Consider the following 17785-nt stretch of genomic DNA (forward strand, 5'->3'; position numbering starts at 1 on the left):
TCAGGCTTCCCTCAACGCTCCACCCTTCGACCACATGGCCGAATCGTTCCCGACCCGCGCGCGGCGCGGCGCCACCTTCGCCTCGGGCGGCTCCGGCGGCCGCGCGCTGCCCGGCTGGCATTTCCCCGCCGCGCTGCTCGCCGGCGCGGCCAATACCCTCAGCTTCGCCCCCACTCCACACGGCGGCTGGCTCCAGTTGCTGGTGTTCGTCTGGTTCTTCGCCCAGCTCGCGCGCTGCGGCACGCGCTGGCAGGCCACGCTGACCGGCGCCGCCTTCGGCTTCGGCAATTTCCTGTCCGGCATCTGGTGGCTGTACATCAGCATGCACGTGTATGGCGAGATGGCCGCCTGGATCGCGGGCGGCGCGCTGGTGCTGTTCTGCCTGTACCTGGCGGTCTATCCGGCGCTGTCCGCGCTGGCCTGGGCGCTGGCTTCGGGCAAGCGCGCCGGGCGCGCGTTCGCGCCGAGCTGGCACGGCGCCCTGGCGTTCGCGAGCGCCTGGGCGATCGGCGAATGGGCGCGCGGCACGGTGTTTACCGGCTTCCCGTGGCTGGCCAGCGGTTATCCGCAGGTGGACGGGCCGTTCGCCGGCTATGCGCCGCTCGTTGGCGTCTACGGGATCGGCTGGGTGCTGGCGCTGTTCGCGGCGCTGGTGGTCAATGCGGTGGTGCGTGCCCGTGAAGGACGTGGCGGCGCGCTCGCGCCGGCCACGCTGGCCGCCGCGCTGGTGGCCGCCGGCCTGCTGCTGCCGCTGGTGCCCTGGACCCAGCCCGAGAACCAGCCGCTGCGGGTGCGCCTGCTGCAGGGCAACGTCAAGCAGGACGTCAAGTTCGAGCAGGCCGGCATCGACGCGGCGATCAAGATGTACACCACGATGATCACCGAGAAGCCGGCCGACCTGGTGGTCACGCCCGAGACGGCGATCGCGGTGATGATCCAGGACATTCCGCTGCCCTTCGCCAAGGCGGTGCGCAGCTTCGTCGACAAGACCGGCACCTCGGTGCTGTTCGGCGCGGTGGGCGACAAGGTGCTGCCCGACGGCAGCCTGACCGACTACACCAACAGCCTGTATGGCGTGACGCCGGGCTCGACCGACATCTATCACTACGACAAGCACCACCTGGTGCCCTTCGGCGAGTTCATCCCCTGGGGCTTCCACTGGTTCGTCAGGCTGATGAAGATGCCGCTGGGCGACTTCGCGCGCGGCGCGCCGGTGCAGGCACCGTTCCTGGTGCACAACCAGCCGGTGATGGCCGACATCTGCTACGAGGACATCTTCGGCGAGGAGATCGCCGCCACGGTGCGCGACAACGCGCCCTCGCCGGGCATCCTGGTCAATGTCACCAACCTCGCCTGGTTCGGCGACACCATCGCGCTCGACCAGCATCTGCAGATCGCGCGCATGCGCTCGCTCGAAACCGGCCGGCCGATGCTGCGCGCCACCAATACCGGCATGACCGCCGCGATCGACGCGCACGGCCGCGTGATCGGGCGTCTCAAGCCCTTCACGCTGGGCTCGCTCGACGTGACCGTCGAGGGCACCCAGGGCATCACGCCCTTCGTCGCCAGCGGCAATGCGATCGTGCTCGCGCTCGCCCTGGTGCTGCTCGGCTTCGCGCTGCTGGCCGGCCCGCGCCTGCGCCGGCGCGGCTGAGCGCGGGATTGACCGGTGCCGCTCGCGCGGCGCCGGTTCGCTTACCGGTCCTGATTCGCTGATCGACCCGGCCCCGGCCCGCTCGTCTTCCCTCGTCTTCCCTCGCCTCCCCTCGCTTTCCTTCCCGCCCCGGCGTGCGCAGCGCGCCTTACCAGGCGCCGTCCGCGCCGGCCAGGGCTCGCAGGTCCCGCGCGACCGCCTCGAGCACCGGCGTCCATTGCATGAAGGCCGCTTGCCGGTACAGCGTCGCCGAGGGATAGAGCGGGCTGTCGCGGCGCTCGTGCTGCCAGACCCAATGCGGATTGACGTCGAGCAGCACCCAGCTCGCCTGGCCCAGCGCGCCGCTCAGATGGGCGATCGAGGTGCAGACCGTGATCACCAGGTCCAGCGCGCCGAGATAGGCGGCGGTGTCGTCGAAGCTGCGCCATTCGGCCGAATGATCGACGATCGGCAGGCCGGCGACGCGCGCCGCCTCGACCTCGGCGCCGAGCCCCGGTTGCAGCGAATGGAAGCTCACGCCCTCGATGCCGGCGAAGGCCGCCGCGTAGCGATCGAGGCCCACGCGCCGGAACGGATTGCGCTGATGGCCGGCGCTGCCGGTCCAGGCCAGCCCGACCCGCAGGCGCTCGCCGGGCCGCGCCTCGGCCGCGAAGCGCGCACGCCAGGCGTCGCGCGCGGCCGTGTCGGCACGCAGGTAGGGCACGCTCGCGCCGCTGGCCGCGTCGGGCAGGCCGAGCTGCCAGGGCACGCTGCCGATCGGCAGTTGGTAGTCGGCGGCGGGCAGGCGATCGAGCGAGACGTCGCTCGAATAGAGATCGACATGCGCGCCGAGGCTGCGCGACAGCAGCTCACCCATTTGCGGGAAGGAATTCCAGGCCAGCCGGCCGCCCTCGCGGTGCACGTGCTCGGCCAGCAGCGGAATCGCGCGGCAAAACTGCAGCAGGTCGCCCATGCCCTGCTCGCCCCACACCAGCAAGGTCTTGCCGGCCAGCGGCTCGCCGCGCCAGCGCGGCGCGTTCAGCGCGGGATGGCCGCCGCGCAGCTCGCTCGAGCCCTGCCAGCGCGCCTCGTGGCCCAGCCACCCGTCGGCGAAGTTGCCGCGCGCGAGTTCGATGATGGCCAGGTTGAAACGGAACGAGGCGTCGTCGGGCGACAGCGCCAGCGCGCGGCGCGCGCAACGCTCGGCCTCGTCCCAGCGCTGCGCCTCCTTGTAGGCGCAGGAGGCATTGTTCTGCGCCAGCGCGCTGTCGGGGGCCAGCGCCAGCGCGCGCTCGGCCGCCGCGATCGAGCGCGCCAGGTCGTAGCGGGCCCGGTAGGCGACCACCAGGTTGATCCAGGCCTGCTCGTCGCGCGCATTGGCGGCCACCGCCTGCTCCAGCAGCGCCAGTTCCTCGGCCGGGTCGCCGCCCGAGATCCGCACCGCGATCGCCAGGTTGTTGCGCAGCGAAGGCCAATCGGGCGCGAGTTCCAGCGCGCGCCGGTACGGCGCGATCGCCTCGGCATGGCGGCCGCCCATCTGCAACGCGTAACCGCAGTTGAAGGCGAGCGCGGCCACCTCGGGCTCGACGCGCCACAGGCAGCTCGCGAATTCGGCCGCGTCGCCGTAGCGCTGGTGTTCGAGCAGGGTCACGGTGAGCCGCGCGAGCGCCTCGTAGTCGAGCGAATGCAGCCGCGAGGCGGCGTCGAGCCATGACGCGCGCGCCTCGGCGCGGCCGGCCTCGCCGGCGGCCGCGGCCTCGCTCAGGAATTCGAGCAGCGGCGGGTAGAAGGGGAACTGCGGGTCGACGGGCGTTCTGAACATGAGCGGCGGCGGTCCGTGGGTCGGCTGGGCGGATGCGGCATCTTACCGTGCGCTTCGCGATTCGCACGCCGCGCGGGCGGTACGTGCGGGCGTGGCCGGTGCCGCGCATGCGGCGCTCGATACAGGCCACGACGAAGAGCGGCGCCCTGTCCCGGGCGCGCGGCCGCTGCCTCTCGACGCCACCGCGAACCCGGCGCGCGACGCGCCGAGGGTGCCGTCGAATCCCCCTGCGCCGGCCCGCAATCGGCTTGCAATCGGCCCGCAATCGGCGCGCCCGCCGCCGCGCGCGGGCGTTCCGGCCGCAGTGTCGCGCCGATCCGGTAAAATTACGCGTTTTACGCCCAGCCAAGCCGCGCGCCGGACTGGCGCACCGGTCGAGCCCGCTCGCGCCGGCGCCCGATTCGCAGCCCGCAGCGCCCACGAAGGCCCCTCATGCTCACGTTTCAGCAAATCATCCTGACGCTCCAGTCCTACTGGGACAAGCAGGGCTGTGCCCTGCTCCAGCCGATCGACATGGAAGTCGGCGCAGGCACCTCGCACGTCCACACCTTCCTGCGCGCGATCGGCCCCGAGCCGTGGCGCGCGGCCTACGTGCAGCCCTCGCGCCGCCCGAAGGACGGCCGCTACGGCGAGAACCCGAACCGCCTGCAGCACTACTACCAGTACCAGGTGGTGATGAAGCCGGCGCCGGAGAACATCCTCGACCTGTACCTCGGCTCGCTGGAAGCGCTCGGCTTCGACCTCAAGCAGAACGACGTGCGCTTCGTCGAGGACGATTGGGAAAACCCGACGCTGGGCGCCTGGGGCCTGGGCTGGGAAGTCTGGCTCAACGGCATGGAAGTCACCCAGTTCACCTACTTCCAGCAGGCCGGCGGCCTGGACTGCAAGCCGGTGCTGGGCGAGATCACCTACGGGCTGGAACGGCTGGCGATGTACCTGCAGAAGGTCGAGAACGTCTACGACCTGGTCTGGACCGAGTGGGAGGAACTGGGCCCGAACGGCCCCGAGATCCGCCGCCTCAGCTACGGCGACGTCTACCACCAGAACGAGGTCGAGCAGTCGACCTACAACTTCGAGCACGCCAACGTCGATCTGCTGTTCGGCTTCTTCAACAGCTACGAGTCGGAAGCGAAGCGCATGATCGAGGCGAAGCTCGCCCTGCCCGCCTACGAACTGGTGCTGAAGGCCGGCCACACCTTCAACCTGCTCGATGCGCGCGGCGCGATCTCGGTCACCGAGCGCGCGGCCTACATCGGCCGGATTCGCGCGCTGTCGCGCCTGGTCGCGCAGTCCTACTACGAATCGCGCGAGGCGCTCGGCTTCCCGATGATCGGCAACCCGGTGCGCGGCGTGCCGGGCCTCACCACCGACGCGCAGGACGCGGCCCAGCCCGGCTGGGTGCCGCCCCTCAAGGCCGAACGCAAGATCGATCAGGACTGACGAGATTCCCCCCATCATGACGCACACCCATACCGCTCCCCTGCTGGTCGAACTGCTGACCGAGGAACTGCCGCCCAAGGCGCTCGCGCGTCTCGGCGACGCCTTCGCCGAAGGCCTGGCCCAGCGCCTCGCCGCGCGCGACCTGATCGACGGCGAAGCCGTGTTCGAACGCTTCGCCACGCCGCGCCGCCTGGCGGTGCTGATCCTCAACGTGCGCGCCGTCGCGCCGGAGCGCCAGGTCCGCGAGAAAGTGCTGCCGGTGTCGGTCGCGCTCGACGCGAACGGCAACCCGACGCCGCCGCTGGCCAAGAAGCTGGCCGCGCTCGGCCGCCCCGAGCTGGGCATCGCCGATCTCGAGCGCGCCCAGGACGGCAAGGCCGAGGCCTTCTTCCTGAACTACTCGGCGCCGGGCGCCACGCTCGCCGACGGCCTGCAGGCCGCGCTCAAGGAAACGCTCGACAAGCTGCCGATCCCGAAGGTGATGACCTACCAGCGCCCCGACGGCAGCGACGTGCAGTTCGTGCGCCCGGTGCATCGCCTCACGGTGCTGCACGACACGGACGTGGTGCCGGTCTCCGCGTTCGGCATCGATGCCGGCGACACCACGCTCGGCCACCGCTTCCTGTCGAGCGGCGCGGTCGCGATCGGCTCGGCCGCCGGCTACGCCGAGACGCTGCGCGAACGCGGCCGCGTGATCGCGCACTTCGTCGACCGCAAGGAACAGATCCGCACCGCGCTGGCCGAGCAGGCCGGCGGCGACACGGTGGTGATGCCCGAGGCCCTGCTCGACGAGGTCGCCTCGCTGGTCGAATGGCCGGTGGTCTATGCCTGCCGCTTCGAGGACGAGTTCCTGCAGGTGCCGCAGGAATGCCTGATCCTGACCATGCAGACCAACCAGAAGTACTTCGCGCTGACCGACGCGGCCGGCAAGCTGCGCTCGCGCTTCCTGATCGTCTCGAACATCGAGACGGCCACGCCGGTGGAGATCGTCGAGGGCAACGAGCGCGTGGTGCGCCCGCGCCTGGCCGATGCCAAGTTCTTCTTCGAGACCGACAAGAAGACGCGCCTGGCCGATCGCGTGCCGCGCCTGGCCAACGTGGTCTATCACAACAAGCTGGGCTCGCAGCTCGCGCGCGTCGAGCGCATCGAGGCGATCGCGGCCGGCATCGCGCCGGCGATCGGCGCCGACCCGGCGCTGGCGCGACGCGCCGCGCGCCTGGCCAAGGCCGACTTGCTGACCGACATGGTCGGCGAGTTCCCCGAGCTGCAGGGCACCATGGGCACCTACTACGCGCGCCACGACGGCGAGCCGGAAGAGGTCGCCGTCGCCTGCACCGAGCACTACCAGCCGCGCTTCTCGGGCGACACGCTGCCCGAGGCCGCCGTCAGCACCGCGGTGGCGCTGGCCGACAAGCTCGAGACCCTGGTCGGCATCTGGGGCATCGGCCTCGCGCCGACCGGCGAGAAGGACCCGTTCGCGCTGCGCCGTCACGCGCTGGGCGTGCTGCGCCTGCTGCTCGAGAAGCAGCTGCCGCTCGATATCGTCGAGCTGCTGCGCGCCGCCCAGGCGAGCTTCGCCGGCATCGCCGGGGTGGCCGATTCGACCGACGCGATCTTCGCCTTCTTCCTCGATCGCCTGCGCGGCCTGCTGCGCGAGCGCGGCTACAGCGCCGGCGAGATCGACGCGGTGCTGGGCCTCGAGCCGACCCGCATCGACGAGCTGATCGCGCGCCTGGACGCGGTGCGCGAGTTCACGCGCCTGGCCGAGGCCGAGGCGCTGGCCGCCGCCAACAAGCGGATCTCGAACATCCTGAAGAAGTCGGAAGGCGCCGCGCCCGGCGCGATCCAGCCGGCGCTGCTGGCCGAGCCGGCCGAGCAGGCGCTGGCCGCGCAGCTGGCCGAGGTCGCGCCGCGCGTGCAGTCGCAGCTCGCCGCGCGCGACTACACCGGCGCGCTGTCGGCGCTGGCCGCGCTGCGCGCGCCGGTCGACACCTTCTTCAACGACGTGATGGTCAATGCCGAGGATCCGGCGCTGCGTGCCAACCGGCTCGCCTTGCTGTCGGCGCTGCACCAGCAGATGAACTGCGTCGCCGACATCTCGAAGCTGGCCGCCTGAGCGGCCCATCGTCACGCCACGCGCTGCCAGGAGATACGCCATGCCGACGGGTGCCAACCGCAAGCTCGTCGTCCTCGATCGGGACGGCGTCATCAACGTCGATTCGGACGCCTTCATCAAGACGCCCGACGAATGGATCGCGCTGCCCGGCAGCCTCGAGGCGATCGCGCGGCTCAACCACGCGGGCTACCGCGTGGTGGTCGCGACCAACCAGTCGGGGATCGGGCGCGGCCTGTTCGACATGGCCGCGCTCAACGCCATGCACCTGAAGATGCACAAGGCGGCCGCCGCGGTCGGCGCACGCATCGACGCGGTGTTCTACTGCCCGCACACGGCCAGCGACAACTGCGATTGCCGCAAGCCGAAGCCGGGCATGATGACCATGATCACGCAGCGCTTCGAGATCGAGCCGGACCAGACGCCGATCGTCGGCGACGCGCTGCGCGACCTGCAGGCCGGCGTCGCGGTGGGCTTCCGCCCGCACCTGGTGCTCACCGGCAAGGGCCGCAAGACGCTCGCGGCCGGCAAGCTGCCCGAAGGCACGCGCGTGCACGACGACCTGCGCGCCTTCGCGCTCGATTTTCTGTCCCAGCCACAGGACTGACGCCGCCCTCGCCGCGCGCGCCTTCCGTCAACGCCCGAGCCCACGCCGATGCTTTTCCTTCGTTCGCTGCTGCTACTCGTCTATTTCGTGCTCTACACGGTGCCCTACGCGACCGCCTGCTTCATCGCGTTCCCGTTCATGCGCCCGCATGCGCGCTACTGGATGGCGGCCGGCTGGTGCCGCTCGACGCTCGCCGTGGTGCGCGTGCTCAACGGCATCGACTACCGCATCGAGGGCATGGAGAACCTGCCCGACGGCCCCGCCGTGCTGCTCTCCAAGCACCAGTCGGCCTGGGAGACGCTGGCCTTCCCGGCCCTGATGCCGCGTCCGCTCTGCTACGTGTTCAAGCGCGAGCTGCTCTACGTGCCCTTCTTCGGCTGGGCGCTGGGCCTGCTGCACATGGTCAACATCAATCGCAAGGAAGGGAAGAACGCCTTCGATTCGGTGATCCGCCAGGGCAAGAGCCGCCTCGCCGACGGCGCCTGGGTGATCATGTTCCCCGAGGGCACGCGCACCCCGACCGGGCGCCAGGGCAAGTACAAGACGGGCGGCGCGCGCTTCGCGGTGGGCGCCGGCGTGCCGGTGGTGCCGATCGCCCATAACGCGGGCCGCGTCTGGCCGCGCAATTCGTTCAACAAGTATCCGGGTATAGTCACGGTGTCGATCGGCAAGCCGATCGATTCGCGCGGCCTCACGCCGGACGAGCTGAACCTTCGCGTCGAGCAGTGGATCGAAACGGAAATGCGCCGCATCGATCCGGATGCCTACCGCCACGAAAGCGGCGACGCGAACGGCGACGCCCGATCGGCCGGCGCCGCACGACTCTGATCCAAGGTTTCATTCATATTGCGCAACGCCCAACGAAGCGATCTGATGCCCAAGCGTCCCAGGCCACGGCCCGCCGTCGTCGCACTCGATCACCACCAGCTCGATCTGCCGCTGTTCGACGGACCGCTCGCGCCCGCGCCTCCCGCTTCGCCCTCGCCCGAGCGCGACCGCTCGCTGCGCAAGCTGACGCTGGACGGGCGCGTGCTCGAATACCGGCTCAAGCGCTCGGCGCGGCGCACCATCGGCTTCGCGATCGACGGCAGCGGCCTGTCGATCACGGCGCCGCGCTGGGTCACGCTCACCGACATCGAGGCGGCGATCGCCGAGAAGCGCCGCTGGATCTTCGCCAAGCTGGCCGAGTGGCAGACCCGCATCGAGCAGCGCGCGCTGCCGCAGATCGACTGGAAGGACGGCGCGCAGATTCCCTATCTCGGCAAGCCGGTGGCGATCACCATCGCCTCGGCCGACGGCACGCTGGCCTATGACGCCGAGCGCGCCGTGCTGGCGCTGGGCCTGCCCGCGCATGCCGACGCCCAGCAGATCAAGGATCGCGTGCAGGGCTGGCTGCAGGGCGAGGCCAAGCGCATCTTCGGCGAGCGCCTGCCGGTTTATGCACAGAAGCTCGGCGTGAGCTACCGTGCCTATGCGCTGTCCTCGGCCTCGACGCGCTGGGGCAGTTGCTCCAGCGACGGCAAGATCCGCCTGAACTGGCGCCTGGTGCACTTCCCGATGTCGATCGTCGACTACGTGGTCGCGCACGAGCTCGCGCACCTGCGCGAGATGAACCACAGCCCCGCGTTCTGGCAGACCGTCGAATCGATCTTTCCCGAATTCCGCGAGGCGCGGCACACGCTCAAGCATCATCCGCCCGAGCTATTGCCGGCGCTCTGAACGCGCCCCGCCCGTTTTCCGGCTGCCATGCAAAACGGCGCTCCGCATGAAGCGGAGCGCCGTTTTTTCATGGCCTTTCAAGGCCGGCGGCAGCGGGCGCGAGGCGCCCGCGCGATGGTTCAGTGCTGCGTCTTGCGCTGGATGAACTCGATCTTGTAGCCGTCCGGATCCTCGACGAAGGCGATCACGGTGGTGCCGTGCTTCATCGGGCCGGCCTCGCGCGTGACCTTGCCGCCCTGGGCCTTGATCCGGTCGCAGGCCGCGTAGGCATCGTCGACCTCGATCGCGAGGTGGCCGAAACCGTTGCCGAGTTCGTAGGACGGCGTATCCCAGTTGTGGGTCAGCTCGATCACCGTGCCCGCGCTTTCTTCCTCGTAACCGACGAAGGCGAGCGTGAACTTGCCTTCCGGGTAGTCGTTGCGGCGCAGCAGCTTCATCCCGAGCAGCTCGGTGTAGAACTGGATCGAGCGGTCGAGATCGCCGACGCGCAGCATCGTGTGCAGCATTCGCATGGGGGGACTCCGTGGGGAACAGTCTTCTGGGAACGGCCGAATTTACCAGACGCGGCGAATTTTCGCCGGGCGCAAATCGAACGGCTTACAGGCGCCCTTCGGCCGCGCCCGCCGTCGGCAAGGCTCAGCCGGCCGGGCGCGCCGCCGATACCGCCTGGGCCAGGCCCACGTATTCGTCGACCCCGACATCCTCGGCGCGGCGCGCCAGGTCGAAGCCGAGCGCATCGAAATCGATCGCGTCGCGATAGGCGCCGAGCGTGTTGCGCAGCATCTTGCGGCGCTGCGAGAAGGCGGCCGTGACCACCTCGCCGAGCACCGCGACATCGACCGCGGCCAGCTCGTGCGGCGCGTAGGGAATCATCCGCACGATCGCCGAATCGACCTTCGGCGGCGGCTGGAAGGATTCGGGCGGCACGTCGATCAGCTTGTCCATCACGTAGCGGTACTGCAGCATCACCGACAGGCGGCTGAAGGCCTTGCTGCCCGGCTCGGCCACCATCCGCTCGACCACCTCGTTCTGCAGCATGAAATGCTGGTCGACCACGCGCTCGGCGAAGTCCATCAGGTGGAACAGCAGCGGGCTGGAGATGTTGTAGGGCAGGTTGCCGATGATGCGCAGCGAGGGCTTGTCGCCGGGCAGCGCCAGCGAGCCGAAGTCGAAGGCGAGCGCGTCGCCCGCGTGCAGTTCGAGCCGCTCGCCGAAGCGCTGCTTGAGGCGGCCGATCAGGTCGCGGTCGAGCTCGACCGCGTGCAGCGGCGATTCCGGCGTGGCCAGGCGCTCGATCACGGGGCCAGTCAACGCGCCGAGGCCCGGCCCGATCTCGACCATGCGCTCGCCGCGCTCGGGGCGAATCGCATTGACGATCGAATCGATCACGCCGAGATCGACGAGAAAATTCTGCCCGAAGCGCTTGCGCGCGAAGTGTCCCTGGTGCTGTCTGCTGTTCGACATCGAATCCGGAAAAACGAAAAAAGGCGGACCGGGAATTCAGTCCGCGCGTGCCTGGAGGCGGTGGCGCGCCATCGCGACGGCGGTATCGAGCGCCGCGATCATGCTGCCGCAATCGGCGCGGCCGGAACCGGCCAGGTCGAGCGCCGTGCCATGGTCGACCGAGGTGCGCACGATCGGCAGGCCGAGCGTGACATTGATGCCCTCGCCGAAGGTGGCGTACTTGAGGACCGGCAGGCCCTGGTCATGGAACATCGCGAGCACGCAGTCGGCCTGCTCGAGATAACGCGGCTGGAACAGCGTGTCGGCCGGATAGGGCCCGCGCGCATCGATGCCGGCCTGCTGCGCGCGCGCCAGCGCCGGCGAGATCACGTCGATTTCCTCGCGGCCCAGGTAGCCGTTCTCGCCCGCGTGCGGATTGAGCCCGGTGACCAGGATGCGCGGCGCGGCGAGGCCGAAATGGCGGCGCAGGTCACCGTCAACGATGCTCAGCGTCTCGACCAGCCCCTCGATCGAGAGCGCGGCGGAAACGTCCCTGAGCGGCAGGTGCGTGGTGGCCAGCGCGACGCGCAAGGGCCGCTCGCCGGTGCCCGCCAGCATCATCACCACGCGCGGCGTGGCGGTGCGCTCGGCCAGGTATTCGGTATGGCCGGTGAAGGGCACGCCGGCGTCGTTGATGGTGCTCTTCTGCAGCGGCGCGGTGACGATCGCGTCGTAGTCGCCCGCCAGCGCGCCGTCGATCGCAGCATCGAGCAGGCCCAGCACGTAAAGGCCGTTGGCGGCATCGAGCCGGCCCGCTTGCGCAGGTACCGCGAGCGGCCGATGCGCGAGGCTCACGCGGCCATCGGCGCCGAGCCGCTCGGCATCCACGCCGACCGCCGCCGCGCGCTCGGCGAACAGCGCCGCGTCGCACAACACCTCGAAACGCGCATCCGGCCAGCGATCGCCCGCCTGGGCCAGCGCGCGCGCGCTCAGCTCCGGGCCGACCCCGGCCGGCTCGCCGGTCGTGATCGCGATGCGCAGGGGCTGGGCGGCTCGCATGACGGCGGGGCTCAGGGTTGCGGCTGGCCGATCTTGATCTGCACGTAGGACGAATCGCGCAGCTCGCGCAGCCAGTCGGCATAGGCCTGCTCGGCCTTGCGCTGGCCGATCGCCTGGCGTGCGATGTCCATCTGCTTCTGCACCGAGCCTTCCGCGTCGCGGCGGCCCAGCACCTGGATCAGGTGGTAGCCGTATTCGGTGCGCACCGGCTGGCTGATCTGGCCGTCCTGCAGCTGGCTCATGGCGCGCTCGAATTCCGGCACCGTCTCGCCCGGGCTGATCCAGCCGAGATCGCCGCCCTGCGAGGCCGAGCCGTCCTGCGAATAGGTGCGCGCGAAGTTGGCGAAATCGCCGCCCGCCTCGACCTGGTTGCGGATATCGACCAACTGCTGGCGAGCCTGCGATTCGGACTTGCCTTCACCCACGCGCAGCAGGATGTGGCGCACGTGCGTCTGCACGATCTTGGGCGAGGCGCCCGCGGTGCCCGAGGCCGGGCGGCGGTCGACCAGACGCACGATCTCGAAGCCGTCCGGCACGCGGATCAGGTTCGGGCTGACCTGGCCCGGGCGCAGTTGCGAGACCGCCTGCACCACGTCGGCCGGCAGCGAGCCCGGCGCCTTGAAGCCGAGATCGCCGCCCGTCTTGGCGTCCTTCGCCTCGGAGGAATTCCTGGCGAGCTTCTCGAAATCGGCACCGGAAGCCAGCGCCTGCTTGAGCAGGCCGTCGGCCTTCTTCTGCGCGGTGTCGATCTGGTCCTGCGGCGCGTTCTGCGGCGCGGCCACGAAGATGTGCTCGAGCCGCACGTCCTGCTGCGAACCCGAGTTCGGGCCGCGCTGGCTGGCGATGTAGCTGGCCACCTCGGCGTCGGTCACGGTGATCTTGCTGTCGACTTCCTTCTCGCGCAGGCGCGAGAGGATCAGCTCGTTGCGCGCGTCGCCGGAGAAGGTGCTCCAGGGCACGCCGAGCGCCTCGAGCTGGGCGCGGTACTGGTCGACCGTCATGCCGTTGGCGGCGGCCAGGCGCTGCAGCGTGCTCTGCACGGTGGCGTCGCTGACCTCGATCCCGTCGTCCTTGGCCTTCTGCAGCTGGATCCGCTCGACCACCATCTGGTTGAGCACCTGCGAGCGCAGTTCCTCGGGCGGCGGCACCGGCACCTTCTGCTGCTGCAGCCGGCGCGAGATCAGGCCGACCCGCTGGTCGAGCTCGCGTGCCGTGATCACGCCGTTGTTGACGACCGCCACGACCTCGTCGGCCAGCGTCGCGCCGCTCGAACCGAGCGCCTGCGCGGCCGCCGGCGTGACGGACAGCAGCGACATGACGGCCGCGAGGCCCGACACGATTGCTGCGAAGCGAAGGGATTTCTTCATTGCCACAAAGACTCCATTGAAAGCTGGCTGGGCCGGCGCCGCGTCAGGGCGAAAGTTAGTCATAGTTGCTGAATCGGGCCTGCGGCGGCGGGGCCGGCGGCAGCGGCGTGTAGCCGGGGACACCGCCCTTGAAGGCGGCCACCAGGCCGTTGTCGATGTTCGACAGTCCCTTCAGGGTCAGTTGCGCCATGAAGCGCGTGGCCGAGCTCTGCTGACCGGAAAGGTTCACGCCGTTGGCGGTGCGCTGCACGCCCACGCCCACTGCCCAGCAGTCGGCATCGTACTGGAAGCCGAGTAGACCGTCGACCACGCGCTTGCCGGCCAGGTCGTAGTTGAAGCGGCCGACCGCGTAGAGGTGCTGGGTCAGCGGCCACTGGCCGGAAACCAGGATCTGGTTGATCGGCTCGTTGACCAGGGTCGAGGCGTTGGCCCGCGTGTAGCGATAGGCGACGTTGAGCACGCGCCGCTCGCCAGGGCTGTAGCCGAAGCCGATGCTCGACTTCACCAGCTGGTTGTTGTCGGCGTTGTACTGGAACGCCGTCTCCGACGCGAAGCCGGCGCCGAGCTTGAGCGAGGCGCCGACGATCAGGTCCGAGTGACGCGCCTGGGTCGGCGCCTGGGTCGGGTCGAGCGTGACGCGCTGGTCGGTGAAGTAGTACTGCTGCGCGATCACGAAGCGCGCGCGCTCGTCGCCGGTGGCGGCATCCAGGAAACGCGTGGTGAGCGCCGCGGTCAGGCGGTTCTCGTCCGAGATCCGGTCGTTGCCGACGAAGGTGTTGGTGGTGAAGATCTCGGCCAGCCCGAAATCCGATTCGGCCGTGTCGAACAGCGGCGCGTCGAGCTGGTTGCGGTACGGCGTGTAGACGTAGTAGAGCCTCGGCTCCAGCGTCTGGATGAAGTCCTGCCCGAACAGGCGTACCGAGCGGTCGAACACCAGCCCGGTGTCGAACGACAGCGTCGGGATCGAGTAGGTGAAGCGCTTCGGCTGGCCCGGGACACCGCCCGTGGTGTTGGTCAGGTCGTACGAGGCGAGGTGCAGCTGCGCCTTCGGCACGATGAAGTAGCCCGGACCATAGACCCCGTACGAGACGTACGGGTTGAACATCACGCGGTCGCCTTCGGGCTGGTCCGCCGTGGTGATCTTGAAGCGCGTGTAGTCGGCCTCGGCGCCGAAGTCGAAGCCGCCGACGTTGTACTTCGCGTACTTCACGTTCAACTGCGGCTCGCGGCCGTACGGCGCGACCGACGGCTGCAACGTCTGCCAGTGCTGGTAGCGCGTGAGGATCGACCAGGGACCGTTGTTGTAGGTCAGGCCGGCTTCCTGCTGGTACAGCGTCTGGGTGCCGTTGGCGAACTGGTTGGTCGACCCGAGATCGCCCGGATAGGCCTGGTCCGACACCTTGTTGTAGTAGACGTAGCCGCCGAAGCCGTTGCCGAAGCTCTGCTGATGCTGGATGTAGAGCGCGTAGCGATTGCGATGCGCGACCCGATCGTCCGGCAGGAACTCGCCGGTGATGCCGCCCGAGTAGGTCGGCGACAGGTAGCGATACTCGGCCCGCGTGAACACGCCGCGCTTGGAGATGAGCTCCGGCGTCAGCGTCAGGTCACGGTTGGGCGCGATGTTGAAGTAGTACGGCACCGCCAGCTCGAAACCATTGGTCGAGCTCACGGAGAAGGTCGGCGGCAGGAAGCCGCTGCGCCGCTCGCCCGACAGCGGGAAGGTCAGCCAGGGGCTCGCGAAGATCGGCACGCCCTGGAAGAACAGCGTGCCGTTGCGCGCCACGCCCTCGTCGGCGCCGGTGTCGAACTCGAAGCGGCTGCCCTTGATGTACCAGGCCGGGTTCGCGCACTGGCAGGCCGAGTAGGTCGCATCGGTCATCACCGAGCGCTCGCTGTCGAGCAACTCCGCCTGCTGCGCACTGCCCGCGCCGCCGGTGGCCGTGAAGCGGTACTTCGGGGTGGCCATCGTGCCCTGGTTCGCCTCGACCTTCAGGTGCGCTTCCGGGCCGTAGAAGGTCGAGCCGTTGCCCGACACCGTGACCTTGCCATAGGCATCGGCCATGTCGGTGTCCTGATCGTAGTGCAGCGCATCGGCCTTGACGATGGTGGTGCCGCGCCTCAACTCCGCCGAACCCTTGGCGGCCAGGTCCTGATCGGTGGTGCCGCTGGTGTGGTCGGCCAGCACGAAACCGGCCGGCTTCGACCCGGGACGCAGCGGATGCTCCTCGAGCTGGGGCGCCAGACGCAGGTCCCACGGCGACGCTCCGAGCGGCTGCGGATCCGCGGCCGCGCCCGCGAGCTGCGCCTGGGCGACCGCGGGCACGAAGCCGGGGACGGCGAGCAGGGCGACCGCGAGGCGCCGCTTGCGCATCGCGGGCTCGCGGGATACGAGCGGGAAAATCAGTTTAAGCGGCATCGATATCGGGCGAATCGGCCCCGTCAGGCCCCGGCGTTCGCGCATCGCGGACCGCGCAATCGAGCCGTGACGGCGACGGGGCGCACACGAGCCAAGGCGATCGGCGGGAGCAACGAGGGGCCGCAGGCGCGCTGCGAACCCGCGACCGGCGGGGATTGACACGGGACGCGTCAAAAAAGTCGTGGGGTATTATATGGCAAGACGTTCCCCCCTCCCCCGAGTTTCCGTTTCGATGACGCCCCCTTCCCCCGCCCAGTCTCCCGCTCCCGCCGCCGACAGCCGCCTCGATCAACTGCGCGCCTGGCTGGCGACGCACGCGGACCGCCACGCGCTGGCGCTCGACACGCTCGCCCCGGCCTCGGCCGACGCCAGCTTCCGGCGCTATTTCCGGCTCGCGAGCGGCACCGAGCCCGGCGGCACGGCGATCGCGGTGGATGCGCCGCCGCCCGAGAAATGCCGCGAGTTCGTGCAGATCGCCGGGCTGCTCGCGGCCGCCGGCCTGCATGCGCCGCGGGTGCTCGAAACCGACCTGGAAGCGGGCTTCATGCTGGTTTCCGACCTCGGCACCGCCACCTACATCGGCGCGCTCGACCCGGCCGACACGGCCGCCGCGAAGCCCTTGCTGCGGGCCGCCATCGATGCGCTGGTGCGCTGGCAGCTCAGCTCGCGCGAAGGCGTGCTGCCCGTCTTCGACGAGGCCTTCCTGCGCCGCGAGATGGAGCTGATGCCCGAGTGGTATGTCTGCCGCCACCTGGGCAGGACGCTCGACGAGCGCCAGCGCGGCGTGCTCGACCGGACCTTCGCCCTGCTGGTGGCGAACTCGCTGTCGCAGCCCCATGGCTATATGCTGCGTGACTTCATGCCGCGCAACCTGATGATCTGCGAGCCGAATCCCGGCGTGCTGGACTTCCAGGACGCGGTCTGGGGGCCGCTCGCCTACGATGTCGTCTCGCTGCTGCGCGATGCCTTCATCAGCTGGGACGAGGAGTTCGAGCTCGACTGCTTCGTCTATTACTGGGAGCAGGCCAGGAAGGCCGGCCTGCCGGTCGACGCCGATTTCGGCGAGTTCTACCGCCAGCTCGAATGGACCGGCCTGCAGCGCCATATCAAGGTGCTAGGGCTGTTCCCGCGCATCCATTACCGGGACGGCAAGCCGCGTTACCTCGACGACCTGCCGCGCTTCCTCGCCTACGCGCGCAAGGTGGCGCAGCGCTACCGGCCGCTCGCGCCGTTCGCGAACCTGCTCGACGAGCTCGAGGGACAGTCGTCCGTCGAGGTCGGCTACACGTTCTGAACGCGGGGCCGCAGCCCGACAAGCCTTACCTCGCCCTACCCGTCATTACCCGTCATTACCCGACCTTATCCGCCCTTGCCCGACATGACCGCCGTGCTCGATACCGCGATGATCTTTGCCGCCGGACGCGGCGAACGGATGCGCCCGCTCACCGACCTGCGGCCCAAACCCCTGCTCGAGGTCGGCGGCAAGCCGCTGATCGTCTGGCAGATCGAAAGGCTGGCGGCGGCCGGCTTCGAGCGCATCGTGATCAACCATGCCTGGCTGGGCGAGCAGATCGAGGCCGCGCTCGGCGACGGCTCGCGCTGGGGCGTGCAGTTGCGTTACTCGCCCGAGGGCGAGGCGCTGGAGACGGCCGGCGGCATCGCCCAGGCGCTGCCGCTGCTGGCCGGCGAGGACGCGCCCGGCGGCGCGCGCTCGCCGGTGTTCGTGGCGGTCAGCGGCGACGTGTTCTGCGAATTCGACTACGCCTCGCTGCGCGAGCGCGCCGCCGCGATGGCCGCGCAAGCGACACCCGGCATGCACCTGGTGATGGTGCCGAACCCGCCCTTCCATCCCGCCGGCGATTTCGCGCTGGAAGACGACGGGCGGCTCGCGCTCGACGGCGCGGCGGCGCGCTTCACCTTCGGCAATATCGGCCTGTACGACCTGCGCATGTTCGCCGACCTGCCGCGCGGCACGCGCCGCGCGCTGACGCCCTACTACCGCGACACGATCGCGGCGGGGCATGCCAGCGGCGAGCTGTACGAGGGTATCTGGGAGAACGTCGGCACGCCGGCCCAACTCGGCGCGCTCGACGCCAGGCTGCGCGGCCGCCGGTAGGCACCGGCGGCGCCGGGCGCCCCGGCCCGGCGGCCGGCAGTTGGCCGGCG

14 protein-coding genes are annotated in these 17785 nt (G+C 69.9%); 8 read left to right on the forward strand and 6 right to left on the reverse strand.

Going from position 1 to position 17785, the window contains the following annotated elements; translation table 11 throughout:
• The first annotated feature begins 34 nt into the window (after window positions 1–34).
• Entirely contained in the window at window positions 35–1654 is a 1620-nt protein-coding gene (gene lnt, locus F3J10_RS19755; protein ID WP_013699329.1) for an apolipoprotein N-acyltransferase, read from the forward strand.
• A 148-nt stretch (window positions 1655–1802) separates the two neighbouring features.
• Here the strand turns inward: lnt and F3J10_RS19760 are convergent, their stop codons facing one another.
• Window positions 1803–3455, reverse strand: a complete 1653-nt coding sequence (locus F3J10_RS19760; protein ID WP_167242812.1) for a tetratricopeptide repeat protein — start codon at window positions 3453–3455, stop codon at window positions 1803–1805.
• 432 nt (window positions 3456–3887) lie between these two features.
• Between F3J10_RS19760 and glyQ the strand changes: the two genes are divergently transcribed.
• The 5 genes from glyQ to F3J10_RS19785 are packed head-to-tail and all read left to right on the forward strand — an operon-like array spanning window position 3888 to window position 9334.
• The gene (gene glyQ, locus F3J10_RS19765) at window positions 3888–4895 is read left to right on the forward strand and encodes a glycine--tRNA ligase subunit alpha (protein WP_167242813.1); all 1008 of its coding nucleotides are present in this window, start codon (window positions 3888–3890) and stop codon (window positions 4893–4895) included.
• Window positions 4896–4911: 16 nt separating this feature from the next.
• Complete coding sequence (gene glyS, locus F3J10_RS19770; protein ID WP_167242814.1) at window positions 4912–7011, forward strand: glycine--tRNA ligase subunit beta; 2100 nt, start codon at window positions 4912–4914, stop codon at window positions 7009–7011.
• A 40-nt stretch (window positions 7012–7051) separates the two neighbouring features.
• Entirely contained in the window at window positions 7052–7615 is a 564-nt protein-coding gene (gene gmhB, locus F3J10_RS19775) for a D-glycero-beta-D-manno-heptose 1,7-bisphosphate 7-phosphatase (RefSeq protein ID WP_013699333.1), read from the forward strand.
• Window positions 7616–7663: 48 nt separating this feature from the next.
• Window positions 7664–8443 (forward strand): lysophospholipid acyltransferase family protein, encoded by a 780-nt coding sequence (locus tag F3J10_RS19780; protein ID WP_025096890.1) that lies wholly within the window; start codon window positions 7664–7666, stop codon window positions 8441–8443.
• A gap of 45 nt (window positions 8444–8488) precedes the next feature.
• The gene (locus F3J10_RS19785) at window positions 8489–9334 is read left to right on the forward strand and encodes a SprT family zinc-dependent metalloprotease (RefSeq protein WP_013699335.1); all 846 of its coding nucleotides are present in this window, start codon (window positions 8489–8491) and stop codon (window positions 9332–9334) included.
• 119 nt (window positions 9335–9453) lie between these two features.
• Here F3J10_RS19785 and gloA read toward each other — a convergent pair whose 3' ends face one another.
• The 5 genes from gloA to F3J10_RS19810 all read right to left on the reverse strand — a co-directional run bounded on the left by gloA (window position 9454) and on the right by F3J10_RS19810 (window position 15619).
• Window positions 9454–9846, reverse strand: coding sequence for a lactoylglutathione lyase (gene gloA / locus F3J10_RS19790; RefSeq protein ID WP_047836973.1), 393 nt, complete (start codon window positions 9844–9846; stop codon window positions 9454–9456).
• 124 nt (window positions 9847–9970) lie between these two features.
• A complete protein-coding gene (gene rsmA / locus F3J10_RS19795; RefSeq protein ID WP_017921056.1) occupies window positions 9971–10798 on the reverse strand; it encodes a 16S rRNA (adenine(1518)-N(6)/adenine(1519)-N(6))-dimethyltransferase RsmA in 828 nt (275 codons plus the stop codon).
• A gap of 36 nt (window positions 10799–10834) precedes the next feature.
• Window positions 10835–11836 (reverse strand): 4-hydroxythreonine-4-phosphate dehydrogenase PdxA, encoded by a 1002-nt coding sequence (gene pdxA / locus F3J10_RS19800; protein WP_167233931.1) that lies wholly within the window; start codon window positions 11834–11836, stop codon window positions 10835–10837.
• Between the two features lie 11 nt (window positions 11837–11847).
• Window positions 11848–13203, reverse strand: a complete 1356-nt coding sequence (locus F3J10_RS19805; RefSeq protein WP_025096887.1) for a peptidylprolyl isomerase — start codon at window positions 13201–13203, stop codon at window positions 11848–11850.
• A gap of 55 nt (window positions 13204–13258) precedes the next feature.
• Window positions 13259–15619, reverse strand: coding sequence for an LPS-assembly protein LptD (locus tag F3J10_RS19810; RefSeq protein WP_167242815.1), 2361 nt, complete (start codon window positions 15617–15619; stop codon window positions 13259–13261).
• 232 nt (window positions 15620–15851) lie between these two features.
• On the opposite strand from F3J10_RS19810, the gene F3J10_RS19815 reads away from it, so the two are divergent.
• Window positions 15852–16913 carry a phosphotransferase gene (locus F3J10_RS19815; protein ID WP_167242816.1) on the forward strand — a complete coding sequence of 354 codons (1062 nt, stop codon included), beginning with the start codon at window positions 15852–15854 and terminating at the stop codon, window positions 16911–16913.
• An 84-nt stretch (window positions 16914–16997) separates the two neighbouring features.
• Window positions 16998–17735 carry an N-acetylmuramate alpha-1-phosphate uridylyltransferase MurU gene (gene murU, locus F3J10_RS19820; RefSeq protein ID WP_166913848.1) on the forward strand — a complete coding sequence of 246 codons (738 nt, stop codon included), beginning with the start codon at window positions 16998–17000 and terminating at the stop codon, window positions 17733–17735.
• Window positions 17736–17785: the final 50 nt, after the last annotated feature.

Source organism: Burkholderia sp. Cy-637, assembly GCF_011753175.1.
Lineage (GTDB): Bacteria > Pseudomonadota > Gammaproteobacteria > Burkholderiales > Burkholderiaceae > Burkholderia > Burkholderia gladioli.

Excerpts from the sequence above, each read along its gene's own strand:
- lnt (WP_013699329.1), top strand. The coding sequence starts at position 35 with ATGGCCGAATCGTTCCCGACCCGCGCGCGGCGCGGCGCCACCTTCGCC.
- F3J10_RS19760 (WP_167242812.1), bottom strand. The coding sequence starts at position 3,455 with ATGTTCAGAACGCCCGTCGACCCGCAGTTCCCCTTCTACCCGCCGCTG.
- glyQ (WP_167242813.1), top strand. The coding sequence starts at position 3,888 with ATGCTCACGTTTCAGCAAATCATCCTGACGCTCCAGTCCTACTGGGAC.
- glyS (WP_167242814.1), top strand. The coding sequence starts at position 4,912 with ATGACGCACACCCATACCGCTCCCCTGCTGGTCGAACTGCTGACCGAG.
- gmhB (WP_013699333.1), top strand. The coding sequence starts at position 7,052 with ATGCCGACGGGTGCCAACCGCAAGCTCGTCGTCCTCGATCGGGACGGC.
- F3J10_RS19780 (WP_025096890.1), top strand. The coding sequence starts at position 7,664 with ATGCTTTTCCTTCGTTCGCTGCTGCTACTCGTCTATTTCGTGCTCTAC.
- F3J10_RS19785 (WP_013699335.1), top strand. The coding sequence starts at position 8,489 with ATGCCCAAGCGTCCCAGGCCACGGCCCGCCGTCGTCGCACTCGATCAC.
- gloA (WP_047836973.1), bottom strand. The coding sequence starts at position 9,846 with ATGCGAATGCTGCACACGATGCTGCGCGTCGGCGATCTCGACCGCTCG.
- rsmA (WP_017921056.1), bottom strand. The coding sequence starts at position 10,798 with ATGTCGAACAGCAGACAGCACCAGGGACACTTCGCGCGCAAGCGCTTC.
- pdxA (WP_167233931.1), bottom strand. The coding sequence starts at position 11,836 with ATGCGAGCCGCCCAGCCCCTGCGCATCGCGATCACGACCGGCGAGCCG.
- F3J10_RS19805 (WP_025096887.1), bottom strand. The coding sequence starts at position 13,203 with ATGAAGAAATCCCTTCGCTTCGCAGCAATCGTGTCGGGCCTCGCGGCC.
- F3J10_RS19810 (WP_167242815.1), bottom strand. The coding sequence starts at position 15,619 with ATGCCGCTTAAACTGATTTTCCCGCTCGTATCCCGCGAGCCCGCGATG.
- F3J10_RS19815 (WP_167242816.1), top strand. The coding sequence starts at position 15,852 with ATGACGCCCCCTTCCCCCGCCCAGTCTCCCGCTCCCGCCGCCGACAGC.
- murU (WP_166913848.1), top strand. The coding sequence starts at position 16,998 with ATGACCGCCGTGCTCGATACCGCGATGATCTTTGCCGCCGGACGCGGC.